Annotated in this window: 32 protein-coding genes and 1 pseudogene; 1 reads left to right on the top strand and 32 read right to left on the bottom strand. The window is 37.9% G+C overall.

From position 1 onward, the window contains the following. Positions 1-8: 8 nt before the first annotated feature. The 23 genes and pseudogenes from AC59HZ_RS05425 to AC59HZ_RS05315 form a co-directional block, all read right to left on the bottom strand. Complete coding sequence (locus AC59HZ_RS05425; RefSeq protein WP_496544851.1) at positions 9-3,380, bottom strand: phage tail spike protein; 3,372 nt, start codon at positions 3,378-3,380, stop codon at positions 9-11. Between the two features lie 15 nt (positions 3,381-3,395). Further along, entirely contained in the window at positions 3,396-4,838 is a 1,443-nt protein-coding gene (locus AC59HZ_RS05420) for a distal tail protein Dit (protein WP_496544850.1), read from the bottom strand. Continuing rightward, positions 4,835-6,640, bottom strand: a complete 1,806-nt coding sequence (locus AC59HZ_RS05415; RefSeq protein ID WP_496544849.1) for a tape measure protein — start codon at positions 6,638-6,640, stop codon at positions 4,835-4,837. Before AC59HZ_RS05415 ends, AC59HZ_RS05420 begins: the two co-directional genes overlap by 4 nt. Positions 6,641-6,643: 3 nt before the next feature. Further along, the gene (locus tag AC59HZ_RS05410; RefSeq protein ID WP_496544848.1) at positions 6,644-6,844 is read right to left on the bottom strand and encodes a hypothetical protein; all 201 of its coding nucleotides are present in this window, start codon (positions 6,842-6,844) and stop codon (positions 6,644-6,646) included. Further along, complete coding sequence (locus AC59HZ_RS05405) at positions 6,844-7,224, bottom strand: hypothetical protein (protein WP_496544847.1); 381 nt, start codon at positions 7,222-7,224, stop codon at positions 6,844-6,846. The genes AC59HZ_RS05410 and AC59HZ_RS05405 overlap by 1 nt, the downstream gene beginning before the upstream one ends. A gap of 36 nt (positions 7,225-7,260) precedes the next feature. Next, positions 7,261-8,223, bottom strand: a complete 963-nt coding sequence (locus AC59HZ_RS05400) for a phage tail tube protein (protein WP_496544846.1) — start codon at positions 8,221-8,223, stop codon at positions 7,261-7,263. Next, positions 8,223-8,372, bottom strand: coding sequence for a hypothetical protein (locus AC59HZ_RS05395; protein ID WP_496544845.1), 150 nt, complete (start codon positions 8,370-8,372; stop codon positions 8,223-8,225). The genes AC59HZ_RS05400 and AC59HZ_RS05395 overlap by 1 nt, the downstream gene beginning before the upstream one ends. Before the next feature lie 11 nt (positions 8,373-8,383). After that, positions 8,384-8,800 (bottom strand): hypothetical protein, encoded by a 417-nt coding sequence (locus tag AC59HZ_RS05390; protein ID WP_496544844.1) that lies wholly within the window; start codon positions 8,798-8,800, stop codon positions 8,384-8,386. Beyond that, positions 8,790-9,296 carry an HK97 gp10 family phage protein gene (locus AC59HZ_RS05385; protein ID WP_496544843.1) on the bottom strand — a complete coding sequence of 169 codons (507 nt, stop codon included), beginning with the start codon at positions 9,294-9,296 and terminating at the stop codon, positions 8,790-8,792. The genes AC59HZ_RS05390 and AC59HZ_RS05385 overlap by 11 nt, the downstream gene beginning before the upstream one ends. Before the next feature lie 2 nt (positions 9,297-9,298). Then, positions 9,299-9,835, bottom strand: coding sequence for a head-tail connector protein (locus AC59HZ_RS05380; RefSeq protein WP_496544842.1), 537 nt, complete (start codon positions 9,833-9,835; stop codon positions 9,299-9,301). Between the two features lie 49 nt (positions 9,836-9,884). Next, complete coding sequence (locus AC59HZ_RS05375; protein ID WP_496544841.1) at positions 9,885-10,364, bottom strand: hypothetical protein; 480 nt, start codon at positions 10,362-10,364, stop codon at positions 9,885-9,887. A gap of 47 nt (positions 10,365-10,411) precedes the next feature. After that, complete coding sequence (locus AC59HZ_RS05370; RefSeq protein ID WP_496544840.1) at positions 10,412-11,704, bottom strand: phage major capsid protein; 1,293 nt, start codon at positions 11,702-11,704, stop codon at positions 10,412-10,414. Then, the gene (locus AC59HZ_RS05365; protein WP_496545342.1) at positions 11,695-12,474 is read right to left on the bottom strand and encodes a head maturation protease, ClpP-related; all 780 of its coding nucleotides are present in this window, start codon (positions 12,472-12,474) and stop codon (positions 11,695-11,697) included. Before AC59HZ_RS05365 ends, AC59HZ_RS05370 begins: the two co-directional genes overlap by 10 nt. A gap of 13 nt (positions 12,475-12,487) precedes the next feature. After that, positions 12,488-13,756 carry a phage portal protein gene (locus AC59HZ_RS05360; RefSeq protein ID WP_496544839.1) on the bottom strand — a complete coding sequence of 423 codons (1,269 nt, stop codon included), beginning with the start codon at positions 13,754-13,756 and terminating at the stop codon, positions 12,488-12,490. 13 nt (positions 13,757-13,769) lie between these two features. Further along, positions 13,770-15,329: a terminase large subunit gene (locus AC59HZ_RS05355; RefSeq protein ID WP_496544838.1), complete on the bottom strand. Its 1,560-nt coding sequence runs from the start codon at positions 15,327-15,329 to the stop codon at positions 13,770-13,772. Further along, positions 15,319-15,852 carry a hypothetical protein gene (locus AC59HZ_RS05350; RefSeq protein WP_496544837.1) on the bottom strand — a complete coding sequence of 178 codons (534 nt, stop codon included), beginning with the start codon at positions 15,850-15,852 and terminating at the stop codon, positions 15,319-15,321. Before AC59HZ_RS05350 ends, AC59HZ_RS05355 begins: the two co-directional genes overlap by 11 nt. A gap of 149 nt (positions 15,853-16,001) precedes the next feature. Next, complete coding sequence (locus AC59HZ_RS05345; protein WP_496544836.1) at positions 16,002-16,646, bottom strand: hypothetical protein; 645 nt, start codon at positions 16,644-16,646, stop codon at positions 16,002-16,004. A 40-nt stretch (positions 16,647-16,686) separates the two neighbouring features. Beyond that, positions 16,687-16,848 carry an HNH endonuclease gene (locus AC59HZ_RS05340; RefSeq protein WP_496544835.1) on the bottom strand — a complete coding sequence of 54 codons (162 nt, stop codon included), beginning with the start codon at positions 16,846-16,848 and terminating at the stop codon, positions 16,687-16,689. A 117-nt stretch (positions 16,849-16,965) separates the two neighbouring features. Then, positions 16,966-17,058, bottom strand: a pseudogene (locus tag AC59HZ_RS05335) (DUF8602 domain-containing protein); the annotation flags it as partial. 60 nt (positions 17,059-17,118) lie between these two features. Then, positions 17,119-17,730: a DUF4145 domain-containing protein gene (locus AC59HZ_RS05330; RefSeq protein WP_496544834.1), complete on the bottom strand. Its 612-nt coding sequence runs from the start codon at positions 17,728-17,730 to the stop codon at positions 17,119-17,121. A gap of 82 nt (positions 17,731-17,812) precedes the next feature. Next, positions 17,813-17,965 (bottom strand): hypothetical protein, encoded by a 153-nt coding sequence (locus tag AC59HZ_RS05325; protein WP_496544833.1) that lies wholly within the window; start codon positions 17,963-17,965, stop codon positions 17,813-17,815. Positions 17,966-18,210: 245 nt separating this feature from the next. After that, positions 18,211-18,483, bottom strand: coding sequence for a hypothetical protein (locus tag AC59HZ_RS05320; RefSeq protein ID WP_496544832.1), 273 nt, complete (start codon positions 18,481-18,483; stop codon positions 18,211-18,213). 116 nt (positions 18,484-18,599) lie between these two features. Beyond that, entirely contained in the window at positions 18,600-19,397 is a 798-nt protein-coding gene (locus AC59HZ_RS05315) for a hypothetical protein (RefSeq protein WP_496544831.1), read from the bottom strand. A 246-nt stretch (positions 19,398-19,643) separates the two neighbouring features. Between AC59HZ_RS05315 and AC59HZ_RS05310 the strand changes: the two genes are divergently transcribed. Further along, positions 19,644-20,273 (top strand): hypothetical protein, encoded by a 630-nt coding sequence (locus AC59HZ_RS05310; protein ID WP_496544830.1) that lies wholly within the window; start codon positions 19,644-19,646, stop codon positions 20,271-20,273. Positions 20,274-20,279: 6 nt separating this feature from the next. Here AC59HZ_RS05310 and AC59HZ_RS05305 read toward each other — a convergent pair whose 3' ends face one another. The 9 genes from AC59HZ_RS05305 to AC59HZ_RS05265 form a co-directional block, all read right to left on the bottom strand. Then, on the bottom strand, positions 20,280-20,741 hold the full coding sequence (locus AC59HZ_RS05305) for an ArpU family phage packaging/lysis transcriptional regulator (protein ID WP_496544829.1): 462 nt from the start codon (positions 20,739-20,741) through the stop codon (positions 20,280-20,282). 46 nt (positions 20,742-20,787) lie between these two features. After that, positions 20,788-21,249 (bottom strand): hypothetical protein, encoded by a 462-nt coding sequence (locus AC59HZ_RS05300; RefSeq protein WP_496544828.1) that lies wholly within the window; start codon positions 21,247-21,249, stop codon positions 20,788-20,790. Between the two features lie 22 nt (positions 21,250-21,271). After that, positions 21,272-21,778 carry a dUTP diphosphatase gene (locus AC59HZ_RS05295; protein WP_496544827.1) on the bottom strand — a complete coding sequence of 169 codons (507 nt, stop codon included), beginning with the start codon at positions 21,776-21,778 and terminating at the stop codon, positions 21,272-21,274. A 20-nt stretch (positions 21,779-21,798) separates the two neighbouring features. Further along, positions 21,799-22,191, bottom strand: coding sequence for a hypothetical protein (locus tag AC59HZ_RS05290; RefSeq protein WP_496544826.1), 393 nt, complete (start codon positions 22,189-22,191; stop codon positions 21,799-21,801). After that, positions 22,188-22,376, bottom strand: a complete 189-nt coding sequence (locus AC59HZ_RS05285) for a hypothetical protein (protein WP_496544825.1) — start codon at positions 22,374-22,376, stop codon at positions 22,188-22,190. The genes AC59HZ_RS05290 and AC59HZ_RS05285 overlap by 4 nt, the downstream gene beginning before the upstream one ends. A gap of 1 nt (position 22,377) precedes the next feature. Beyond that, on the bottom strand, positions 22,378-22,938 hold the full coding sequence (locus tag AC59HZ_RS05280; protein WP_496544824.1) for a RuvC family protein: 561 nt from the start codon (positions 22,936-22,938) through the stop codon (positions 22,378-22,380). A 195-nt stretch (positions 22,939-23,133) separates the two neighbouring features. Beyond that, positions 23,134-23,724, bottom strand: a complete 591-nt coding sequence (locus AC59HZ_RS05275) for a DNA cytosine methyltransferase (RefSeq protein WP_496544823.1) — start codon at positions 23,722-23,724, stop codon at positions 23,134-23,136. Between the two features lie 10 nt (positions 23,725-23,734). After that, positions 23,735-23,860 (bottom strand): hypothetical protein, encoded by a 126-nt coding sequence (locus tag AC59HZ_RS05270; RefSeq protein WP_496544822.1) that lies wholly within the window; start codon positions 23,858-23,860, stop codon positions 23,735-23,737. Between the two features lie 29 nt (positions 23,861-23,889). Beyond that, positions 23,890-24,198, bottom strand: coding sequence for an IDEAL domain-containing protein (locus AC59HZ_RS05265; RefSeq protein WP_496544821.1), 309 nt, complete (start codon positions 24,196-24,198; stop codon positions 23,890-23,892). Between the last annotated feature and the right edge of the window lie 10 nt (positions 24,199-24,208).

The following is a 24,208-nucleotide window of genomic DNA, read 5'->3' as shown; positions in this document are numbered from 1 at the left end:
CCCCATTATTAATAAGTTGCTTCAAGTGTACATTGTCCACTCATAATTGAATAATATTGATTACTTGTTGATCCTGCCCAAATACCAATCCCTTTATATGATCCACTCTGGAAACTTGCAAACCATGTAGAAGGAATTGTTACCCAGGCACCTTCACCCCATGCCAGATCCACAAACACATTGAATGAAGTTTCCAATGATAATGATGGATTATTTGGTGTTGCAGCCTTCATTGCAAAAGTATGTGGATGGAGATAATGTCTTACTTTTCCTGAGTTACCACCTGAAGAAGCCCTCTGGATCCAAACTCTCATCGACTTAATTGTCTTGCCTGTTAAAGTTGCAGCAAATGGTGAAGATTCAAACCACCATAAACCTTTTCTTTGACCAAAGCCATAATCCCCTTGTTTCGCCCCTCCACCTTGCCATGAACTATAAGCAGATGACCAGTTATCAGCAACATTTGATGTCCATTTTGTTGTTGTCTGTACTGGTGGTGCTGTTCCTGCAGCTCCATTATTCACTGTAGAGGATCCCAATGTAAATCCTCCTCCTGAATCATTATAGGTATTGGAAGTAGATCCTCCAGGATATGTGCCTTGAACATAGATCCATCCACCCCACTGAGCAACTATTCCTCTTGAAGTTCCAAGACCTTTACATGTATCAACCATAATCATTGAGAGATTTTGAGCGTTTACAACAAAAGACCCATTATATCCTTCACATTGACTTAAGAACATTCTTGTTCCATTTTGTGCAAGGAACATTGACGCTGCTTTACCTTGTCCATAAACCCAAACTTTTGTACAAGATACCCAGCTACACGCATACGCAGCAAGCGCTTCACTACCATTATCACCTGTATAGTTGATTGTAAAATTATTAATATAAATTTTATTTGTACAACCATTAATTACAACTTTTCCTTGAATATAACTATTCCAGTTGTATCCTTCAATCGTAATAGATCCAGCACCTTGGAAACCTGATATATCAATATTGCCCCAATAATCATACCTTGTTCCTGCTGTCACTTTACAATATATATTGACCTGACCATTATTAAATTCTGGTATCAAATTAATTGCAGACTGGATAGTTTGTTTCGCTGTACCTGTAGTTAATCCATCATTTGAATCGTCACCGGCAGGATCCACATATAAATTTAAAGTTTGCTCATTATAACCTGCAATTGATGGGCTTTTTAAATCACCTACATAAAGCCTATCAAATCCGCCTTGTGAGGCATCAAATTGGGCTATATTTTCACCCAATGCATTTTGTATAGTTAGGACACCATTTGAGGCACCACCTAATGTTAAAGTGACACCCATGATATTTCCTGCAGTTACATTCCCAAGATTGGCAGAGATTGCTGACAACATAAGAACATTTAATGTTGCTGCATCCATTAATGCTGGACTCCATACTGTTCCTGTCCATTTCTGGATTGCTATTATCTTTCCACCTGAATCAGTTTGGAACCATGTGCCATTTGTTGCTGGATTACTTGGAGCAGATTGACCAATATAAGCTACGCCATCTTTACCTGCTGGCCCTTGAGGACCCTGAGGACCTGTATTTCCTGTTGGTCCCTGGGAACCTGTTGCACCATCATTAATATTTGTCACTGTTACCTGTGTAGTCTGGACAACCACACCTGTACTTTTATCTTTTATATCACAGAAATATGTTGCTCGTTCAACAATATCTGAAGCCACATTTACACTCACTGATTTTGAAGTAGGATTTGACGGCGTAGTTACAACTCCATCTTTATCCTTCTTACTCCATGAATAATCATACAATGTTCCGCCCTCTTCAATTGTGGGCTGCGCTGCTGAAATATCAGATGGCAAAATATTTGCTCCGCTGCCCTTCTTGATAAATATTCTAATTTTTGTCGTGGTAGCTGTTGTTTTTATATTTAATTCTTGCCCATACGGATTCCACAAAATTTTTCCTGTGTCACTTGAAATATCTGTAGCTGCATCGCTCAACTCGTCAAAACTGATAATATAACCGCTCGTAACCTTAACAGTATAATTTGTGCTCGGTTTTACAGAAATAAATTGCGGATACCATAATGTTGTTGGTTCCCCTGGGTTACCTTGATACCCTTGCGCCCATAGCCCCGCATTTGTAGGTATCGAAATTTTCCCTGTGTCTATTTCTTTTCCGGATGAAAATAATTGTGCGGTTAACGTTGTGCTGCCTATTCCGTTTTTGAAGGTTGTTCCGGCAGACGATGCAATAAAAGGATTAAATAAATACTTGGCTTTCAATTCCAAAGATTGTTTCAATGATGCTATTTGGGCCTGCAAATCTGCCTTTGAAAACTCTTTAAAACTACCAATCTTAAATGATTTCAGTTTTCCGGTTGATTGCTGCCGTTTTACTTCTTCAATTCTCGCCTCTAAATAAAGAGGTGGTTGATAGCCATCGTCTTTGATTCTCACCGTTTGCCCTTTTCTGATTTTCTCATGGTTGAGCCCTGGAATTTCTTCCAGGCTTGCTGCATCGCATTCATAAGTGACAACGGAATCAATCCGCTTTTCTAATTCGTTTTGGGTTAACGTTTGCAACCTATCCAATGTCATTTCTGTGTCGCTGCTTTGGGGTTCATAAGTTTGGATTAAGTCTAACCCTTTCCGGCCCCATCTTGCTTTAGCATCTGTATCATAAACGGTAATGGTTAGCTGGGTTCCATCTTCTTTAACAGGGCCCAATCCTGTTAATGCGGTTATGATGGCTAATCCATCCTCTTTTCGTTTGACGGTTTGCAGATCCTTCCCAAAATTGATTTCCTTGCCCTCAAATCCGGCAACCTGGGTTTTTAAGTCAACAAACCGCCCGGTTATTTTGTTCCCGGTAATCTCAACCCGGTAATTGATTTCCAGGTTAAAGGTTGATGCAATGTTTTTTAATAAATCCAATGGATTTGTGTATCCATCTAAAAACATGGTATTAATCCCGGCATAATCAACTTGGCCTAATGTCCATTCTGTGCCTGTTAATGCAACCTGGGCTGCGCTTGCTGCTGTTGCCCCTTGCAATGTTTGAGGCGGAATAATATTAGCTTTGGCCAAATCAATCCAGGAACCGTTTGAACGGATTTGTTTTTCTCCCCGGTTGTACTGTTCACAATACCAAATTAGATATTCTCTGAAATATCCATCTTCATCTTGCAAAATTAAACGGTTCCTTTTTTGCAGTAAAGAGGATTTTTCATATCTCGCATTTACCACAAAATCAAACATATCTTCATTGTTTAAACTGTCGGTTCTTTCGTCCGCCCAATAATCTGCATTTCTTACGGATAAAACCCCAATAATTTCATCTGTTTTTCCGTTTAGTATATGGATTAAATCGTTCACTTTCTCACCCCATTTTTACAACCATTTATCTTGCCATTGGGTTTGTACACTTGTAAATGCGGTTGTCGGTTCGGCAATTAAAGTATTGCTACCTGGGGCCAATGGCCAATATTCACCAATAAATGCTTTGTCCTTTGTAACGTCTACCCCATTCCTGGTTATAACGTTGTTTTTGTGGTCAAAAACAATGGTATCCCCATTCTTACCCACATACGGCAATTGTCCTGCTGCCAATGTGTTTTGCCTCCAAAATGATGCATCATCGCAAGCCTGAGAAAGAGCATTGTAAGCATCCCTTTGCATCAATTGAACTTGGATTTGTGTTACTGCTGCGGTTGCAATGCCTCCGGAATCTATCCAAAACCTTTCCGGGTGTAAAATGGTAAGCGGAACATATCTGTTGACTTTGTATTGAAATACGTCAAATGTCCATGTTGTCCCCTTTCGAGTAATCCGCAACATTACCGATAAATCATTTGAATCCATTCTTTTATCTTGAACGGCTGTATAACCATTGGCGGCTTTCCCGGCTCTTAAACTAGCAAACATGGAACCCATGCCAGGGTAGTATTTATATAAGCTGCCCTTTGCAACAACATTGTTCTGTCCATCCAACAAAGATATAACTATTCCCCCGGTTGATTGGAGAGCCCCCATTATTGCCATACTACAATAAAAATCCATTCTAAAATCTTGGATAGAAGACGGTAAACTTTTCTTTAATGCAGGTCCATGCCATCCTGTGCCTGTTCCATAATCACTGCAGATAAATTTATATCCCCCAAAAACAGACATCGTCCCTGCAATTGTTCCATCTTCTGTACTCGCCGGGGCTGTCCAACCTGTTACGGTTGTAAACTGCTCCAATGAAATTAATGTATCTGCATCTGTTGGTGTTTCGCTTGGTTTTGTGGGCATCCCTAACAGATTCATTTTTCCTGTTGTGGCATTATACAAAGAAATGTATGGTGTATCTGCTTTCAAAACAATCGTTGTAATTGGGTCTGAATTTTGGTTCCCAGCAGCGTTTATGGTTGCCGTTTCTGTATAAGCCGCCGTTGTGTTTTGGCTGCTATATTTATGAGGGTCTGCACAATAAAAATTAATGGTTCCTTTTCCTCTGAAAAGAAACTCATTCCAATCTGTATTGGCACTTGGCATCCCATAATAGGTTTTCGTTGGTTCATCATTAAAGATAATAGGCACCGGGGCTGAAACATTTAAAATAGCATTCAATGAATCTACCTTTGTCCGAATATCCGCCAATGAATTTCCGGTTAAATCAACTGAAACTGGAATTGTTCGAGCAGGAATGCTTTTATCCACAAAATAAGCTCCAGGTCTCCCCGGAACTGTGATTGTATTCAAATCTTGGGAAATGGGGCCACGGCCTTTAATATCTGTAATTGCAAGCCCTGGAATGGCCGTTATTAAATCTGTCCCATTGAAATTGATCATGTTGTGGCCCATCTCCTTTCCCTTAACGCCTGTTCTTCTTCAATGTAATCAATCATAGCCAACATAGCCTGCCGGCCATCAATATTGATGATTGCATATTGTGGTGCGGCGTATGGTTGATTTGGCGTTGATGGTTTTTCAAACATCTGCTTTGTTCTATAGGCTGTATGAACTTTGCTACCTGTCGGAAGCTCAAGCAATTCCGGCCCTTCCTCCCCGACAATAGCAAGTCCTCCAGGGTGAAAATTCGTACCTTTTGCATAACGGGCCGGGGCAGCTGTTTTTGATATACTGACACCAGTGCCGCTAGATCCAGTTTTTTTCCCTACTTCTACATATTGCACATGGGCGATTAAAGGGATTTCAACACCTGGAATTTTGTTGATTTTCTTAATTAACGAATTGATACTATCAATTACCTCATTAACGGATTTTTGCGCAGTTCTTTTAATGGCATTCCAAACGTTTTCCCAAATGCTTTTGGTTGAATCCCAATTTTCAGCTAAATCAACAGCCGCCTGGATTAAAAAACCTATCGGACCAAGAACAATATTAGCTACTCCTTGAAAAGCCCCTAACTTATCCCATAATGCCGCCGTTTTGCTTCTAACGGTGTCCCAATTTTTATATAACAAAATCCCACCGGCTACTAGCAATCCTATAGCTCCTGCAACCAACCCGATTGGATTTGCATTTAATGCAGCATTTAATAACCATTGTGCTGTTGTCATAGTTGCGGTTGCTGTTTGCCAAGCTTTGACTGCAGCTACAATAGGTGTAATGATGGAATAAGCTGTAATGGTAGCTAAAACCCCCACCAAAATCGGCCCAATGATATTAAAATTATCTGCAGTAAATTTAACAGCATCTTTCAATAAATTAAAGGCTATAACCCCAACATCTTTTACTGTATTAAACACAGAATACAATTTATCCACATTGTCTGGGCTTATGATTTCACCTAATGCTGCTTTCAACCCCTGGTCTTTTAAAGTTGAAGAGAAACGGTCTAGGATTGGCATTAATGTGTCCAACCCCTGTTTCATCTTATCGAAGAGAGGTTTGGCTAATTGTCCTGCGATAATGCCCAAATTATCTTGTAATGTAGACATCATTCCGTCAAAAGTTTGTGACTGTGCATCTGCTGCCCCTTTTACACTTGTAGCAATGCTGTCAAAAGCTTTGTTATAAATATCAGCTGTGATTTTTCCCTCTGATGCCATTTTCTTAACTTCCGCAACATTGGTTCCAGTAACTTTAGCAATAGCTTGAAGGATTGGTACCCCTCTATCCGCTAAAATATTTAAATCCTCGGTATAAGCAACGCCTGCCTGTTGAACCTGGGCCATTTGCTTTGCTAATTCTGTGGCTGAATCTGCTGTTATATTGAACGCACCGGAAACGTCTGCAATCTTTCCTAATTGGGCAAATAATTTTTCCCCGGCATATCCAGCATTGTTCATATATTTGGCCATTTGGTCAACTGATGCAGAATCAAATTGCGTTTTCTTCGCAAAATTAGCGATATCCTGATACATTTTTACTGCTTTTTCTTGGGTGCCCAATAAGGTTTTCCAGGCCATTTGGGAGCTCTCAGCGGTTGCGTTTTGGTCAATTCCCACTTTTGCAATAGCTGTTGCTACTGTTGCCATTGCGCCAACTGCCAATGCAGCACCAGCCTTTATAACTCCCATTGCTCTTGATGATGAATTTTCCAAGTTGCCAAATGCCCCTGTTATCGCTCCGGTTGCTCTGTCCTGGGCTGATAATATAATTTCAACGGTATTTCTTCCGGACCCCATTTATTAGCCCCCTTTCTTGCGTTCTTGGGCTTCATATTGGTTAATAACATCCTGGGCCAGTTCAAACGCCTCTATATAGATTGCAGGCTGTTCTAAATAACCGCCGGCATAGGGCAAACAACGGAACTCTTTACACATAAAAAATAAATGCAAGTATTCATTAGAATAACTGCCGTTCCCCATACATTGAGAAACGGCAGTCATTAGTTTTTTCTTTCTTTTTCAGTTAACTTGTTCATTTGATCCACTTCTTTTGCAAGTTGGTCAAAAATTTCATCGTCTAATTCCTTTACCGTATCCACTGAAACTGGATCCTCTGCACTCCATTCTTTAATGGCCTCTGCAACTTTGTAATATTCCAATTCATTGATTTTTTCCAATACGGACCCAATGGAATCCGGCACTGCATTTAAATCCTTATTTTCTATAGCCGTTTTATCTACCCCTTTCAAGGCTAACGATAATTCCGCTAATTCCCTTGTATACTGATCTTTTACCCCTTTGGACAGATGCTGCAGGATAACAGTATGTTCATTGTTTTCGCCAAAAAACAGTTTTTTAGTTGGTTTATTTTTTGCAAACATTGACATTTACCCCTCTCGTATTCATAGTTTTAAAGATTAATAAGATGCTTTACTATTTACTAACGTTACTTTCATTGCTAGAGATTGAGCAGTATCGTATTCTGCAACTCCATCTACCTGTGCTGTGATTGCACCGGATCCTCCAACGTTAATTGGGAAGGCATTAAAATGAAATTTAGGAACATCAATAGTCAATTTAAAGTTTGTTGCACCTGTAATGATTGGACCAGTTAATTCAATTTTTAATGCTACCTCATTTTGTGCTTTAAATAAGTTGTATTCAGTCTGATCTAATAATTCAAGGCTGAATTTTACAGGAAAATTCCTTCTGCCATTACGTAAAATCCGGCTGATATTTCTGGTTCCATCCAGTGTGTCTTTTGCTTCTAATTCGTTCTTAATTCCAAATTCAATGGTTGAAAAGTTGTTGTTAGCTGATCCATTAAATGTAATTACTGCTTGATTCCAAACAAAAGGGTCCTGGGCATCAAATGTTGGAGTAGTTTTTGAGATTAATGCAAGGGCTTTAGCAATAATAGCCGCTTGGAATGTCATAATTTTTTTATCAGATCCGATATTAAAAGTTAATTCATTTACGACACCACCAGCGTATTGGAATGCCTGCCCAATGTCCCGATTAACTTCAAATGTATATGGAGGCAGGGCACAAACATTGGAGAAATTGGCCTGTGTAGGGGTGAAAACATGCTGATATGCTCCAGCAACGACTAGGGTTGATGTTGGGGCTCCAAATGCAGATCTCAACAGATGCCCAATGACATTTGGATAGACATCCCCGGATACATCCCCGGATACAGAATGCAACCCCTCGTATTGTGGACCCTCATCCACAATTCCCATGATTCCCTCATTTTTAATTTGTTCGATATTTTCATTTAAATTTTCGGAAGCAAAACGAATATAATCTGTTGCTGCCACTGGTGTTCCGAATGTTGTTTCTTTTCCTAAACCGACATGCGACAATGATCCGATAGGCACTATTCAACACCCACTTTCTTTTTATCGTCTTTTACTTCAAATAAACCAGTTCCCAATAAGGTTTCATTGTATTCGGCTTGATCTCCCTTTGAAAATACACCAAACCCTGGGATTATTTTTGTTACTTCTTCAACATAAATCAACTCCATATTTAATCCCCCTATCTTGATTCTTGGGTTGTCGCAATTAAGGTTATTTCGCTAACCATTAACGGGTTATTTGCATTTAAAACATTGAAAATATCCCCATCTGTAATAGTTGAAAATAAACAGCTATAGTTTATGGTAATGTTTTGTCTAAATGCTTTTATGGTTTCCGTTGTTAATGTTCTAATGGTCATCTGCGGGCTCTTGATATCGCTTGTAGATATCGGAACATAAATTCTAATTGTCCATTTCCACCCATATTGCAGACGTCCGATTGTATTTTCTTCTCCGATAAATCCATCAAAATATAAGGTTGCTGCTGGTAAATGGTTTAACTGTTGAGGCTCATGATCGTAAGCTGCAACAATGCCTGGCACCGATGCCAAAATCGTTTGTATTTGCGATGCCATCGTATTTAAATCAACCGCCATTTTGCACCTTCTCTATCGCCTCTTGTACCCCTTGGGAGAATAGACTTTCCACCTGTCCGGAACTTTGCATATTGTCAAAAGTTCCTTCAAAAAATTTATAAGGCCTAATCCCTGGATGAAAGGCTGTTTTAGTTTTGATAATCTTTCCATCAATCGGAATTCTTAAAAACTTTTTATTCCATTTTTTCTTAGGTTTAATTAAATGGGGATGTGTTCCATCTTCTAAGAAATGGGCGTACCATGATTTGGTCCCAATAAAGGATTTCCGGTTCGTTGTCGAACCCCTCACGCTTTTTGCAAGGGCTCCAGATTGTTTTAAACCCAAACTTCTAATTTTTGATTTAATTTGCTTGCTTCCTTCTTTAGTAACACGCCTAAACCCAAATTTTTCAGAATTAGGAATGATTTCAGCATTGTGGGCCATCAACCGTTCTAATTCCGGACTAATATTTAATTCAACCCGAACATTTTCTAATAATTGTGTTCTCCTAGGCATTGTTAAACCACCTTCTTATAAGGCTGTAGCATCAATTTGACTTGCACCGGAATAGCATCAGCTCTAAAAGCAATACCATCAGCAAAAGTTGTGGAAAACGCCGCAATATCTGTTTTAAAAAAAGCTTTTACAAAAAGCCGACATGCAAATTCTAAGTCAGATGGAATCTCACTATACCCAGCTGTGTAAGTGACAGTAAGATTTAGATCATCTTTTGGCCATATATTATTTACTCGTATAAGTGTTCCATTGGACTTCCTGACTTTATATTGATTGGAATCTAAGACCACACCATTAAGCTTCACATCCCCTATCGATTTAACAGGGTATTGTTGCAAAAGAATATTTTTTGTGCCGGTACCGTCGTATTCCTCATCTGTATATGTTTGTTCTTTAAATTTTCTTTCACAATAGGTCTCAATTATAGAAGAACAAGCATTAATTAAATCCTCAAGTATAGGCTCATCAGCATCTTGAGTATTGGGTATAAAAGATTTGACAGCTTCGATTGTAGTTAAAGCATTAGTCGTAAGAGGCATTTTGCCACCTCCAAATAATAATAAAGGAGACCAAAAAGGCCTCCTTTAATTAGTTCACTAAAACACTTGGTGGATTTGTTTGCTCATATTTGTTGTCCACAATAATTTCAATGAATGCAAAGTTGGTTACTTGCCCACTCGCTCCGATTCTTGCTTGTAAGCTTGTAAATCCATTGTTGATATCAAGTTTGTTCGGTTCAATTTGGAAAACAACTGTCTTGTTTTTGACTGTATTAGCAACAGCATAGGATACCCCGTCAGCTTGGCGGACAAATTGATCAGTAGCTGCTGCATCCTCATTAGCCCAAATAGGAACAGCACTGGCAAGAGCCTTGGCATTCGTGCCACCTACATCCTGCGCTTGAAATAAAGAAATTTGAGTCGCATGACCAACAGCTTGAGTCAAATGAACGACTACAAATGCAACAATGGCATTTTTTAAGCTGACATATTTACTATTAATTGCAACATTTGTAGTTTGTGGTTGAGCTGCTTGAACAATATTATATTTTTCAGGTAAAGTTCTCATTTCCATTCTCCTTTATCATTAAAATAAGGCGGACGAATCCGCCTTTATTATCTTGCTTGTAATGCAACAAAGCTTGAAAGGGTATTTGTACCTTTGAACGGTGTAATTGGTGCTGTACGGTACGTTTGACCGTTGAAACGATAAATAAAACGGAACACTGACTCGTCATACAAGAAACGAACGTGGATAGAAACATCCGATTGAGCTTTTGTTTTATCGATTCCAATATATTGGCTTGGATCTGCAAGAACAATATCTCCTACTGTTCCTAAACTAGATGCTTGCTCAATAGTGATAACAGGACGATTTTTAATCGTACCCTTTTTTACATACTCATCTGCGTATGGAGAAAGCATAGTATTTCCACCCGACGTAAAGGTCATATCAGTCAATTGCCCTTCACATTCTTGGTTAATGAACCAAAAGGCATTTGAACGGCTACGAGCAACAAGTCTTTGCCACATTTTAGTGATGTTACCGTGGACAATTGTTCCTGCCGCTTGACCACTTTCTTTATTCTGTGTGACCAATGCTCCGGAATTCAGAATACCGATAGGTTTACCAATGCCATCACCATTCAAAATTGCATCATCTACTTTGAATGCCATTTCTTCGGCATAAGCTTGTTTAATGATTGCTTCTAAAGCAGTAGCGTCTTGTAACAACTCATCAGTTGTATAACAAAGAGCCATTAATTTCTCTAACTTCATATCAATGTCTCGAAACTTAGGTTTGGAGGCTGTTACTGTGTCAGCTTCAGCTACCCAGTAAGATTGTACGCCACCCCATCTTGAACCATTCGCACGGGAGTTCTCATCCACACCTAGTGCTTTTAATCGGTTTGTGTTGTCACCAATCGGAATTGCCTTAATTAATTTGGCCAACTGTGATTCAGCAGTCATCGCTTGCTGCAATCCGTCAATAAATTGATTATCAAGCAAGAATCCACCTTCTGACGAAATGCCTCCACTAAGACCTGTTGCCGCGTTTTGAATGGATAACCGGTTATCAATCGAACCATTCGGCATATACGCATTTTTAACTGCCTGCAAATACTCACCAAGATTTTTCCATTTGTTATCATCAGGATTTTTTGGCTGAGCAAAAGGCTTATCAGGAACAATAATAGTTGAACCTGGCGCCGGTTGCTGTGCAGCTGCTTGAGCTTTCGCAACTTTATCCTGCGCTTCGATGGTTTTTTCTAGGTTCTTAATATCCGTTTCGAGCGTATCAAATTGAGTTTGCTCTTCAGCTGTCATCGCTCGGCCGGCATCAACAGCAGATTTTACTAATAAAGATTGCTGATCAAGTTTGTTTTTTAACATTAATTTTAAGTCCATATTTTCTTTCTCCTCTCAATATTGAGCAATAAATTTTTATATAAATTAAAATCCACAGGCTTTTCTGCTGTATTAACAGGTTCCTGTGGATTATTGTTTTTATTAAATTGTTTTGAACGCTCTAAAAACTCGGTAAAAAACTTTTTAGTGGATTGAGATAAGGTATTTTGCACTTTGATACCGGAAAACGCGAAATTATTCACTGGTTCGGTGCCATCATCTTCTTGGTAAAGAATATTATCAATGAAGCCTTCAGCAAGTGCTTTTTTTGCACCCATATAGGTTTCTTCATCCATAAGGGCACTTATTTCTTCCTCTGATTTTTTAGTTTTGGACTTATATGCTGTAATAATGGTGTTTTTAATTTCATCCAAAATATCAGCATAGTGTCTAAAATCTTTAGCTTCACCCTGAATTCGTCCACCAAGCCATGGATTATGGATCATCATAATGGCTGTTGGGGACATGTGTATCTCATCAGCAGCCATCGCAATTACACTTGCAGCAGACATGCAAACTCCATCTATTTTGGCTGTAATTTTGCCTGTGTGCTCTTTAAGAGCTGTATAAATACAAGAAGCAGCATAAGTTTCGCCGCCATAAGAGTTAATCCACACTGTTAAATTCTGATTCTTGTACTCTTTTAGGCTGGCAATAAAGCCTTTTGCCGTGAAACTCTCAATTCCAAAAAGCATGTCCCAAAAATCTTGCTCCATCTTAATGTCACCATCAATTCGGAGCTCAACCTCTTCAGTCGCTGAGTTTTGCACGAAATTCCAAAACTTAGGCAATATTCTCACCCCTTTCTTTCATCATGTTATATATTTCTTCAACCAATTGAGCATGAGCTTTCACCTGAGGTTGCATTCCAGCTTCAAACATATTGCTTGGTTGTAGATAAATATCGCCATTAGGGATAGGATTCATGTTTTCCATGCGTCTAATATCGTTAACGGATAGCCATCCCCATTGTCTGCCGGTTGCATAGGCCTCAGCCCTTGTTTTAGCATCACCACGAAGGAGAGTATCAATCTTAAACTCGAAATATCTACCTAGTTTCTTATCTTCAGTAGTAAGCAACTGCAAGTTGAAATTCTCTTCCCATCGTTTAAACCACGGCAACATAGTGTACATAACGAATTCAAGACTTTGATGCTCAATATTGTTATTTGTGGACCGACTCAAGTCCTGGACCAAATGAAGAGGCACCCGAAACAGTCTACAAATATCCTCGACTGTAAATCTCTTGCTCTCAATAAACTGTGCATCTGAAAGTTTCATAGAGACTTCTCTAAATTTTGCACCACCTTCGAGAATAAGAGGTGTTCCAGACTTTTTTAACCCTTGATAATTCGTTTTAATATCCTCTTTCAATCGTTTGAAAGCATCGTCCTTCAATTCATTCGGATATTCAAAAACACCTGAAGTTTGAACACCATTGTTATAAAAATTATTCGTAAATTCATCTTGATTTCGGCCAATCTTTAGGACACTTTGGGCATAAGTAATAGGTGTGACACCGATGTAGCCATCAAATGATAATCCAGGAATATGCAAAATATCAGCTCTTGTATAAGTTTTGCCACCCACTTCATACTCAAGTCGATTAGTCTCAGAATTGAATTCGACACTGACCTGATTCCATGGAATGGGCCGTAATTGAACGATATCCCCTAATGAATTTTTTACCTTTTGGGCAAAAAAATTGCCACCTAAATTGATATTAGTCGCTCCACTCTCTTTAAATTGGACTGGAGTCATATCAGGATTAGGGGCATATCTTAATAATTCTGCTGCATTCGAACTTACTTGTTTTCGGTTTCCATTTTCGTCTTTTTCATACAAACTGACAGGGCAACTCGCTAATGTTTCAGCTAACACTCTATTACAAGCAAAAACAGAGGTTAATTTTAATGCAGATCCTCCATAAAGCGCTGTACTCTCGGTTGGAACATCTTCACCGGCTAAAAAGTCTTTAGCATACTGTTCTAATACATCGTAAAGAGCATTTTTCGGTGAAAATGCCAATCGCAATCGGTCAGTAAACTTCAAATTTTTCACCTCCTCACAGTAGAGAACGCATTCCGCGTTTTTCATAAACAGATTGTGTGTCAATTTGCTCCATTTTAACCGCTACCGCCATCGCATTTATTAGAGAAACTGTTAAGTCAATCCGATCAATTGACTTATTTTTCATTGGTTTTATGTTTTCATTGCCATCTACAGCGATATGAACATTACCAAAACACCATCTAGCAGCAGGATTTTCCTCATGATACATGTGATTCGACCTTAATAGCCGTTCAATTTCCTTCATTCCAGGAGACATCCCTGACATCGTTTGAGGGATTTCAAGCACTTCGACATCCTGATTCATCAATCTTTGCGTCAACATTCGGCTGTTCCATGGGTCAGTTCCAAGGGTGACAAACTCAAATTGTTTGCTATATTGGATAATCCGCGCTTCGACAAACTCATAATCGATCACATTGCCCGGGGTAGCATGCATAAAGCCATCATTTACCCATTTATCATAAGCAACTTTATCGCGCTTGATTTTCTCATTCATCTTATCCTCTGGAATCCATCCTTCACTAAAAAAGTACCAATCATCAAGCCCTTCTTGAGGAGGAAATAAAAGTGTTAAGCCAGTCAGATCCGTTGTGGACGACAAATCTAGCCCCGGATAACAACGCTTTCCAAGGAGCTCCCTTTTATTAATCTTTTTAACGGTGGTATCCCATAAAGTTAATGGCAACCATCCGACAGACTTTAAAGCAACCCACTGATTAAGCCTTAGCCATCTAAAAAGCTTCTCTTTTGCCGGGTCATTCCTAGCTCCAATAGCCTCCTGACGGACAGATTCAATTTCGATGGTTACTCCCAATGATGGGTTAGCCATATACCATGTTTTTTCATCGAAAATATCAGCGTTTTCTGGGGCACAATATATCCTTACATACCAATATGGGTCCTCGATTTCTCCAATGGAAATTTTCCTAGCATATTCATGCTGTTCCCAGCCAATAGATTTTTTGTCGGGGTCGTCTCCAGCCGTCGTGATGACCCAATAAAGAGGTTCCTTACGGGCAGCACCGGAACCGAAAGTCATTACATCCCACAAATCCCGGTTAGGCTGAGCATGTAATTCGTCAAATATAACGACAGTTGGGTTTATACCGTGCTTTGTAAAAGCCTCTGCGGACATTACTTTTAAAAATGTACCCGTTTGCTCATTAATGATTTCTTTCTTACTGTCCACTACTTTTAAAATGGATGCTAATTCGTCATCTTGCTCAATCATTTGTTTAGCAGCTCGATAGGTTAAGCTTGCTTGCTCTTTATCTGCTGCACAACAATAAATTTGCCCTCCAGGTGGATCGCAAGTTAAATGAAAAATGGATAGCGCCGCAATGGTAGTGGTTTTTGCATTCTTTTTCGGAATTTCCAAATAAGCATATCGATATTGCCGGTAACCACGTTCGTTAACGGTGCCATAAACATCCCACAGAACATCATGCTGCCATTTTTGAAGCACAAAAGGTTGGCCGTAGAAGTCGTCAGTAAGGTTTAGCAGCTGTATAAACTCAATGACTTCCAGCGCCCTATTCGGATTATGAGCCATTGCCTACACCCCTTTTGTTTAAGAAAGAGGACATTTTACTTTTTTCACCTTTTTCAGGTGGGGTTTTAGGTATTGCTCTCACCCTAGCAGTCGGATTAAGGAAGAGTCTATCTTCCAATTTAAGAATCATACCTCTCATTTGATTCAGCTTAGAAGTCATGGAAGCAATGTTTTTATACAGGGCCAGACGGTCATTGGCTTCTTCCATTGATTCTATGTCCTCATTCATGCTGAACATCAGTTTTTGCAAGGATTGTTCCTGGCTGATCAACATACAATATCGATTAATGATTTGTTCATCCAAGCCATCCACATATTCAATGTTCTTATAAAGCTTCTTCAGTCTTAAAAATTCCTTATGAGCAATCGGATCTGACTTCACAGCAGGCGATTCTTTAAAGCTCGTTCCAGTGTAAAGAGCCTTCTCAATCTTTTCCCGATGGGCCAACTCCGCTTTAGTCCGTCTGTCCTTATTGCCTTCCAATTTAATCAATTGGACTGGTTTGCTGCCTCTTCCTGCCATGAGTTTTCACCTTCTCCCTAGGAAAAATTTTATTTTGCGAAAAAATCCTGCGTAAATTGGGGGAAATCGCGGTCTATAGTAAACTGGGGAGGATTTTGACCCCCCTACCCTTAAATTGTTTCAAATTTACACACAATTAAAGAATCCCATTATTCGACATTGCTTCGACCAAACCCGCCATCTTCAGTAGCTGTCTTACGGTCATGATACTCTTTCAATCTATTAATGAATGTATCAAATGACTCTGGCTTTATCCTTGCAACAAAAGGAAGCATAGCTCCTCTTGCACGATTGCAATTGTTGCAACTAATAACAAGATTAGTAGGAGCATTATCCTGCTTGTTCTCATTAAGATGATCTATTACTACGGCATCCCAATCTAATTCAGTTCCGCACCAATAACATTCCTGTTTGCCATTACCATATATATCATATAGTACTTTCCTATGTTCATATACATATCCATAACTATCTGATAAAGGATGATTAGGAATATTTAGCTTTATATAACCAGCTTGTGTTACACATTTATATAAAGGCTTTTGTTTTTTAGTTGTACCTGTTCTTCTTAATCTATAATAGCAAGTCTCACATAAACCATACTTCACACGGTTTGCTGGATTATTACATCCATCTGTTTTACATTCCGAATAAGTTTTTAATCGTTCATTGGCTAATTTCCTTTTATGCTGCATTCGGCACTCATCAGAACAATGTTTTCTGTCGGTTCCTTTACCGATTGTATAAGAGAAGTGTTTACCACAAACCGGGCAAGCCTTTGTCCTAATATTCATAAATAAAACTCCTATTCTATTATCTTATCTTTTTATTATTTTATCTTATTTGGTTTCCAAATCCTCCATCTTCATGAACAGTTTTTCTCGAGTGACATGAGGCACATAAACTTTGATGATTAAACCTCGTCCAGAACAATCCCTTGTTTCCCTTGTGTGGGATGATGTGGTCTATTACAGTAGCAGGCGCACCGCACTTCACACACACTTGATTGCGCTTGAGATAATCCTCTCGATACTTGCGCCATTCATGATCATATCCACGCTTAGCAGCTGAACCTCTTTGCTTGTCATGGGCCTTGGCTTTTTCTTTATTTCTTGTAGGCTTATATTGGTTCCTTAGCGCCTTATGTTCTTCACAGTATCGGTCACTGGTAGTTTTAGGACACCCTGGTTTATTACAGAATCGTTTAGGTTTAACTGGGCATTGTTTTCACTCCAAATTAAAAAGCACCAAAGTTGGTGCTTTAAATTACCTTTTATGTCTTACCATTTTTCCAGGCATTTCATAAACAAATCTTAATAACATCTCTGTAAAGTCTAACAATTCTATAGCATCATCTTTACTCATAGTAGGTATTTCATGTGTTGCCTCATTACCCTTACTTCTAATATGGTCTACCCACTCTCTGCTGTTTGGAGGTATAAAATGGTTTTCTTCTAGAAAATTAACGTAAGATGCAAAACTCTTTCCTGGTTGAGCGCCTTTAGTTACAGAAACATTCATTAACAATTTCCTGCAGGATAAGATAGATGAAGTGAATGCATTTACAGAAATACAATTACGCGCTTCGTTATACAACTGCTCAATTTCAACAGGTAAATATTCAATATCGTTACCTAATCTTGGTCCTGGAGTTTGTTCGGAAGGCTGATCAACAAATCTTTTTGTAATAAATGTTGGTTTATTACACGTTGGGCAGATAAATATTTCTGCGTGAGTTATTGCAACACCTTTAGGATTTCTATAATTACAATAATAAACTAAAGATGGACCTGCTGTTGCTCCACAGTATCCACAAATGTAAGAAAACCCTTTTGTTACTGACGCATTTTGCCAACTTCCATTTAATATTTTAACCATTTTATTTTCGCATCTCCTTTCATCATATTATGTTTGACAAAAAAAGACATAATCCTGCAAAAAATTGTAATTTTTAGATGTACTATTTCCTCCTCACAGCTCCATTCCTTCTTTCATATCTATCCCGATTCATACCCATGATTTCTTTCCAGTTAACCTTCTCTTCCTTCTTCTTAAGTGACTTACTCTTAAGCTGCTGTTTTTGTTCTGGAGTTAAATGATCAGCGAATTTCATAAGCCATCACCTTCTTAGACAAAATAAAAACACCTGCTTTAATAGATGTTTAAAAAATCTATTAACCTAGCAAAGTAATTTGCTAGTATGTTTTCTTTATAGTTTTCTTTATAGTTTTCTTTATAGTTTTCTTTAGCACTTTTGCATATAATGAAGGAATAATTTTTACTGTACTCTACGTAGAGGACGAACAAGCATTCCTATTTTATCGCATTAAAAAAGCACCCCCAAAAGGATGCTTAATATTAGCGGTGTCTATTCGATTTGGTCTTTGACATATATCCTGACCGCATGATCTTATGCAGGTCATCCCCACCTTTTTTCTTTATCACAGCGGTAACAAACTCCCTATCGAGGTTTAGCTTCTTTGTCACCTTGATAATGCTGTTGGTCAGTGCATATTCCTTAATGACTTGCCTTTCTGGTGTGTCGGTTGGATAAGACTCAACCAGGTCGACAAAATGCTGCAGCTCTTTTATTTTTTCTTTTGCTCTTTCGACTGTGATTAGTTTTGTCAAAATATCTCCTCCTTTACTGGAAGTATTCGACAAAAGATTTCAACAGCCTATTATCAGTTGTTAATGTTTTGTGACACTAAATAAAGCACCCTAAGGATGCTTTAATTTAAACATAGTTAATTAATAAATAATATTAGAGGGTTTAATTCTTGGATAGTTTCCCACTCAGGATATTTCTTAAATAAAACTTTTAATACTTTTTCAAGCCTAAAATAGTATTCAGTTTCATTGTCATGGACCATAACGTCCGACAATTCGTTTTTCATTCCATGTAAATCACCAATATTCCTACATAACATCGTTATTCCAGTGTATGCATTAGAATTATTATTTATATGATTGATATTTTCAGCAACACTGTTTTTAATTTCGTCAATACTATTAAATGGATACATTTTCGCTGATTCATGATGTGCATAATATTCACCCCATAAATCATGAACTTTTCTATATAAACTAATTTGACTATATTCCAAGGTATTAATTAAACTCAAAAAAATCTTTTCATCATGAATATGAACTAATTCGTGATATATTGTATTAAAAATTTGATTTACAGACTTACTACCAAATGGCTCAGGGGCAATATTTATCATATAAAATAAAACAGAAATATAATTATGAAAAAAAATAGCTGACTTTGGTACTTGATTTTCATCAAAATAACCTAATGCTACAGCGAATCCTTGACCGTATTCATTATTAGTAGGTTTAAAATTCAATTTATGTTTAAAACTAAACTCACCTATCTCCTTATTATAGTCGTTAGTAAAATAAAGATCTGTTAATTTCTCTAAGTCCAAATTATTTGCACTTTTAAGAAAATCTTCGATAAATCGGACCATTAAGGAATTTTCGATATCATAACTATTACCATCTAAAATATAACTTTCATGAAAATGAACTCTTACCATTTTTCTCATCTCCTCGCATTCTAACGATTTCAACAAAAAGGAGATATTTTCCTGCATTATTAGGAAACAAAAAGGAACTTATAAGGTTGTCCCTTATTTCCCGATGATATAAATTTAACAGTATTTTCACCAAATGACATAAATTAATTTTCTTTTTTTCTTAAAAATAATTTCTAAAATTTTACTAATTTTTTGTTATATTAATAGAGAATGGTATAACAATTCCAATTTTGGAGGAGAGGTAATTTGCTTAATGTTTTTAAACATATATTGACTTTGGTTTGTGTAATGGGGCCATCATTTTATTTTGGTTATATAGGAAAGCCAACAGAAATGGGGTTAGCTATTGCTGCTGGTGCTATATCTGTAATTTTTTTAAACTTGGACAAATTTCAGAGTTTCAGTGCAGCTGGGGTTCAGGCTGAGCTAAGAAAGACGGTAGAGGAAGCTTATGCAAGTATTGAACAGTTGAAAGAAGTCGCAAAACCTTTAATTTGGACTTCAATTACTAATTTAACATTTCAAGGTAGATTCGGAGGAATTCCAGAAAAAGAAATGAATAATTATAAAAAACACGTTGAAAACCTAATAAATTCCTTGGAAATAGATTATCCAGAATTAACAAAAGCCTTAGATACGTATAATCGTTATATCACCTGGGACTATTATGATAGTTTTATTTTTAAATTATTAAATGAAACACAAGAATACGAATTAAGAAATGAATTAAGAAGTTTAATAGTCAGAGATTCAACTAATTTCCCTAATGAAGAAAAAATTATTTCAGTTTGTAATAAATATCAAATGGAAATTAATGATGAAGCTCAGAAATTATTAGATGACTATATTCGTTTTTTAAACAAGAAAACTAAATAAAAGCCACTATTCAGTGGCTTTTTCATTTACTTTAGTAATTGCAATATTTAGGTTTAATGCCAGCCTATAGAATGCTTTCCAACGAATTTTAGCATATGTCATTGCACTTATGGGTGGCTGGAATCTATGGCAATAAACTTTGTAGTCTGTTATATATTCGCTGTCATCAGACATGTATCGTTCCTCAATTAAAAACCGTTCCATTTTCGGCAAGCGGTTAACAGCTCTTTCAATTCTTTCACAAAACTGCTTTCTTTTTTCCTGCTCATCCACATTGTGAATAGCTATGGATCCAGTTTGGTCGCTTGTTAGATTGGTTGCTCCATGATATCTTGGTGTGCTACTAGAGGTAATTGAAGCTTCCCTTTCCTCAAAGGTGAGGTATTTAAATAGACGGTATCTTTCAAGATGTTCTTCTACCTTAGCCTGGGTAGCCTTTCTATCTAGTTCAGGTAATTCAAAACTCATATTCCCACACCCTTTAAGGAACCCCAGGAATTCCCCGGGGCTTTTTCTAGTTTAATAGGTCGCTTTCATCGGCAAATGAATCCTCATCTGGAACATCGTCTAATGTCAGCTGATTCGGAGTGACAGAGGCAGTACCGTCCTTATCGACCTTATACTCAATTCCGTCATGCTCTTTGTCATCATAAAACTCCTCGAGGCTCATTTGAGATTCCACAATGTTTAAAGTAACATCGGAACCGGCTTTCTTATAGAAATTGTAAGATTGGTCTGCAGATGTGTCACCTTTAACAATAAACTCTAAAACTGTTTTCTTACTGTCCTTAGTGGTTTTACTAAATTCACAGGTAAGCTTTTGGTCCACTCCATCAATTTGCAGCTCAACTACTTCTCGAGTTAATTGATTGATTTCTGGCTTTTTTTCATCTTCACCCTTAACGTAAAACTGGATGAGCTCCTTCTTGCTATCTTTTGTTTGTTTATTGAAATGTGCTTTAACTGTTAATTGCATGATTTAATCTCTCCCTTTATTCTTAATAGCCTTTATCCTGGCGTTGGTGATTTACTTCATTTTTTTCTAGGTAAGCTTGTTCGATTTGTTCCCAGGTGAATCCAAGCATTTCCCCTAGACCAATGAAAGCAGAAATAACAGCATCATAATTGTCCTTAAATCCAAAAGCTAATAGTGAAATTGCATTGAACAATCCGTTGAATTGCTCAATTAAATTTTCTTTTAAAATGGATGCGATTTTGATTTCTTTAACTTGCAACTCCAACCCAATTGATAAAATAAAATGCAGGGAATCCACGTATTCTTCGAGGAGTGGATTATAATACTCCTTATCCTCCTCCATCATGGCAGGAATTCGTGTAGCAAACGTTCTTGGCTCTTGGTTTTTACTCCACTTCTTAAATCCTCGCCATTCTTGAGCACACTCGCCTAATTCAACCTGCAGCGCAAGGATTTTCCAATCCAAATTGTTTTGCCCTTTTAGTTCTGGATGCTCGTCCAAAATGTGATCATCCAATGTTTTTTGCATTTCAAACAATTTCACTAGATTCATAGCCTTCCAGCCCTTCTTAAATGATTCACTTTATCTTTAACTGCAGCCCTAGTTTTGTCCAACATTTCTCCTACAAGTGCGTAGGTGCCGACCTTGACCTTTCCATTTTCGCCAATACAATTTTCCTCTTTGAGGTACTTAATGACGAAACGCTCTTGCTCTGTTGTCCAACCGTATTTACTTTTTGGAAACGCCCGTTTTTCTGTAACTACACCTTTTAATTCCAGTATTCGAAAAGCAAACTCCTTCGCATCATTTGCACAAAGGATAAAATCTTCATCATTGGTAAAGGTAAAGAATTCCTTGCACACTGGCTTACAGCTGCAGATCTTCTTTTGTCGTTTATCACTCAGCTGTGTTAAATCTCCTTTTGTAACGACAGGAATCATAATTTATCACCCTCTATTGGCCAAATCATTAAGCAGCCAAACCCATATCCATGCTTTTTCACTTCACTGGCCTTTACCCAACCCCGGCTCTCGTGATCATCAATCACTATTTTTAAAGTAGACTTAGTCAATGCATAGGCGACTTTTCTTAGCTGTTTGGGACGTTCTTTCTTCCAGCTGCCCATATTACTTAGCCTTCTTTTTTTGAGGTTCAAGGATTGATTGAATAACCTCAGCCTGGTATTGCAGCAATAAGCGGAATACATTCTGTTCCATCCAAATTTCTTGAGCAATTTGAGCCAATATGTAAGCATCTACAACGTTGTCACTCTTATGCTCAAAGTTATAATGATCATAAACTGCTTTCATGACTTCTCTTTTCTTTTGGGTACCGGTTAAACGCACCTTACTTCCCTTTTCACCAGTCCATCCGGAAACGTTCACGAATTTTTTTACTGCATTAGGGGCAACTTCATAATAGGGAAGTTTTCTCTTGAATAATTCGTTTCTAATACCATGGTGCAGTCCTCCAGCAAACATGGCCCGTTGCGTGTCATAGGGAAAACCTTCTATACAGATTAAGTCGCCGGGCTTAACATGGGCTATTATTTCATCAATGAGTGTAGTCATCCTTCGCGGGTCCTCGGAGCCAACACCAGTGAGATCTTTTGCCCGGACGACTTGTCCACCTTGATCAATTGCAACGAACCCTGTTTTCGTTGATGGATCTATTCCTACAAAGCGCATCCTTTTCCCTCCTCCTCTGCAATTCTCTTGCAGCTGCATACCGTTCTAATAATCTAATATTTTCATTTCTAGCAATTTCATAGAGTTGTTCAACGGCAGCTTTTGATAGGTCCATTTAAAAACCACCTTTACCTATTCTTAGAGACACACTAAATCAAAATTTAAATCAAAGACACATTTGTTTCGTAGGGTGCATCAAACAGCTGCTTCTAATATGTGTTTTCCTACCTCTGGCAAAACGCAATTTCTTAACACTTGTCTTTTATTTGGTAATTTATATTCGGATAAATCGTACCCATACGCTTCTTGCAATTGTGGTATTTGAGCTGACCTCAATTTAGGCCTAACAAACTCAGTTTCTTTAATGTCAAAGTTGCACCAAAATTTATGTCTATCTAATTCAACGTTAGGATCAATTAAGGGTTTGTAATAAGGATTAACATTTTCCACTACCCATTTACCTTCGAAATTGTACTGCAGGAATATAATTTCTTGATACAATTTCATGTCTGGGTATACTGGATCTACCCCTCTAAATCTCACACCGATATTTTGTCTAAAACTGCTATGAGTCTGACACGGGGGACTCGCCCATATAAAATCAAACTCTTTAAAATGATCGAGTAAGTATTGGTGTGCATCTCCTATAATTACATTGTCATTAGGAAACAAATCTTTATAAACCTTAGCAATATTTTCATCAAACTCCACTGCTGTTACTTCGTGTTCATTTCCCCATAATTTTCGGTTTCCACCGATTCCACAATATAAATTTAATATCTTCATACGTCTCTCCCTAAACTTCTTTCATAGCTTCGTAAGATTCAATAATTTGTTTAATTGTCGCATGTATTAAATTAGGGCTGTTTTCAGCATTTACAACTTGCTTTATTGTTTCAATTGCCCAATTTTCACAGTTCATCTTAATTCCTCCTTATGTCTCCCTTTTCTTCAAAAATTCACTAAGGCTAGCTGGGATGAAAGTTCAATGAAATATTCCCTGTCTTTATCATCTAGTGCCAAATCAATCAAGTCGTTTAAATCCTCTTCGTGTCTAACCTCATCGATGGAAACTATTTTTTGCTCATCAATCCATAGTCTCCCCTCGGACCGTTTGCCGACTGGAGTTGTTGTAATGATTACTCTATATTTGGAATTCCAAAAATCATATTCATCAATGAATCCTACATAACCACCCAGTGAATGTTTCGCAACGATTTGAATCCATTCACCTTTTTTCAAGTAATTTTCATCCATCATTTCCAAGCCC

This window comes from Neobacillus sp. DZ-9 (assembly GCF_059587065.1).
This window is presented reverse-complemented; position numbering and strand designations above follow the sequence as displayed.

Excerpts from the sequence above, each read along its gene's own strand:
- AC59HZ_RS05375 (WP_496544841.1), bottom strand. The coding sequence starts at position 10,364 with ATGAGAACTTTACCTGAAAAATATAATATTGTTCAAGCAGCTCAACCA.
- AC59HZ_RS05415 (WP_496544849.1), bottom strand. The coding sequence starts at position 6,640 with ATGGGGTCCGGAAGAAATACCGTTGAAATTATATTATCAGCCCAGGAC.
- AC59HZ_RS05345 (WP_496544836.1), bottom strand. The coding sequence starts at position 16,646 with ATGAATATTAGGACAAAGGCTTGCCCGGTTTGTGGTAAACACTTCTCT.
- AC59HZ_RS05295 (WP_496544827.1), bottom strand. The coding sequence starts at position 21,778 with ATGCAAAAAACATTGGATGATCACATTTTGGACGAGCATCCAGAACTA.
- AC59HZ_RS05380 (WP_496544842.1), bottom strand. The coding sequence starts at position 9,835 with ATGCCTCTTACGACTAATGCTTTAACTACAATCGAAGCTGTCAAATCT.
- AC59HZ_RS05285 (WP_496544825.1), bottom strand. The coding sequence starts at position 22,376 with ATGGGCAGCTGGAAGAAAGAACGTCCCAAACAGCTAAGAAAAGTCGCC.
- AC59HZ_RS05315 (WP_496544831.1), bottom strand. The coding sequence starts at position 19,397 with ATGGTAAGAGTTCATTTTCATGAAAGTTATATTTTAGATGGTAATAGT.
- AC59HZ_RS05330 (WP_496544834.1), bottom strand. The coding sequence starts at position 17,730 with ATGGTTAAAATATTAAATGGAAGTTGGCAAAATGCGTCAGTAACAAAA.
- AC59HZ_RS05385 (WP_496544843.1), bottom strand. The coding sequence starts at position 9,296 with ATGCCTAGGAGAACACAATTATTAGAAAATGTTCGGGTTGAATTAAAT.
- AC59HZ_RS05405 (WP_496544847.1), bottom strand. The coding sequence starts at position 7,224 with ATGTTTGCAAAAAATAAACCAACTAAAAAACTGTTTTTTGGCGAAAAC.
- AC59HZ_RS05300 (WP_496544828.1), bottom strand. The coding sequence starts at position 21,249 with ATGCAATTAACAGTTAAAGCACATTTCAATAAACAAACAAAAGATAGC.
- AC59HZ_RS05390 (WP_496544844.1), bottom strand. The coding sequence starts at position 8,800 with ATGGCGGTTGATTTAAATACGATGGCATCGCAAATACAAACGATTTTG.
- AC59HZ_RS05420 (WP_496544850.1), bottom strand. The coding sequence starts at position 4,838 with ATGATCAATTTCAATGGGACAGATTTAATAACGGCCATTCCAGGGCTT.
- AC59HZ_RS05325 (WP_496544833.1), bottom strand. The coding sequence starts at position 17,965 with ATGAAATTCGCTGATCATTTAACTCCAGAACAAAAACAGCAGCTTAAG.
- AC59HZ_RS05410 (WP_496544848.1), bottom strand. The coding sequence starts at position 6,844 with ATGACTGCCGTTTCTCAATGTATGGGGAACGGCAGTTATTCTAATGAA.
- AC59HZ_RS05370 (WP_496544840.1), bottom strand. The coding sequence starts at position 11,704 with ATGGACTTAAAATTAATGTTAAAAAACAAACTTGATCAGCAATCTTTA.
- AC59HZ_RS05280 (WP_496544824.1), bottom strand. The coding sequence starts at position 22,938 with ATGCGCTTTGTAGGAATAGATCCATCAACGAAAACAGGGTTCGTTGCA.
- AC59HZ_RS05270 (WP_496544822.1), bottom strand. The coding sequence starts at position 23,860 with ATGAACTGTGAAAATTGGGCAATTGAAACAATAAAGCAAGTTGTAAAT.
- AC59HZ_RS05305 (WP_496544829.1), bottom strand. The coding sequence starts at position 20,741 with ATGAGTTTTGAATTACCTGAACTAGATAGAAAGGCTACCCAGGCTAAG.
- AC59HZ_RS05275 (WP_496544823.1), bottom strand. The coding sequence starts at position 23,724 with ATGAAGATATTAAATTTATATTGTGGAATCGGTGGAAACCGAAAATTA.
- AC59HZ_RS05290 (WP_496544826.1), bottom strand. The coding sequence starts at position 22,191 with ATGATTCCTGTCGTTACAAAAGGAGATTTAACACAGCTGAGTGATAAA.
- AC59HZ_RS05265 (WP_496544821.1), bottom strand. The coding sequence starts at position 24,198 with ATGATGGATGAAAATTACTTGAAAAAAGGTGAATGGATTCAAATCGTT.
- AC59HZ_RS05355 (WP_496544838.1), bottom strand. The coding sequence starts at position 15,329 with ATGGCTCATAATCCGAATAGGGCGCTGGAAGTCATTGAGTTTATACAG.
- AC59HZ_RS05395 (WP_496544845.1), bottom strand. The coding sequence starts at position 8,372 with ATGGAGTTGATTTATGTTGAAGAAGTAACAAAAATAATCCCAGGGTTT.
- AC59HZ_RS05350 (WP_496544837.1), bottom strand. The coding sequence starts at position 15,852 with ATGGCAGGAAGAGGCAGCAAACCAGTCCAATTGATTAAATTGGAAGGC.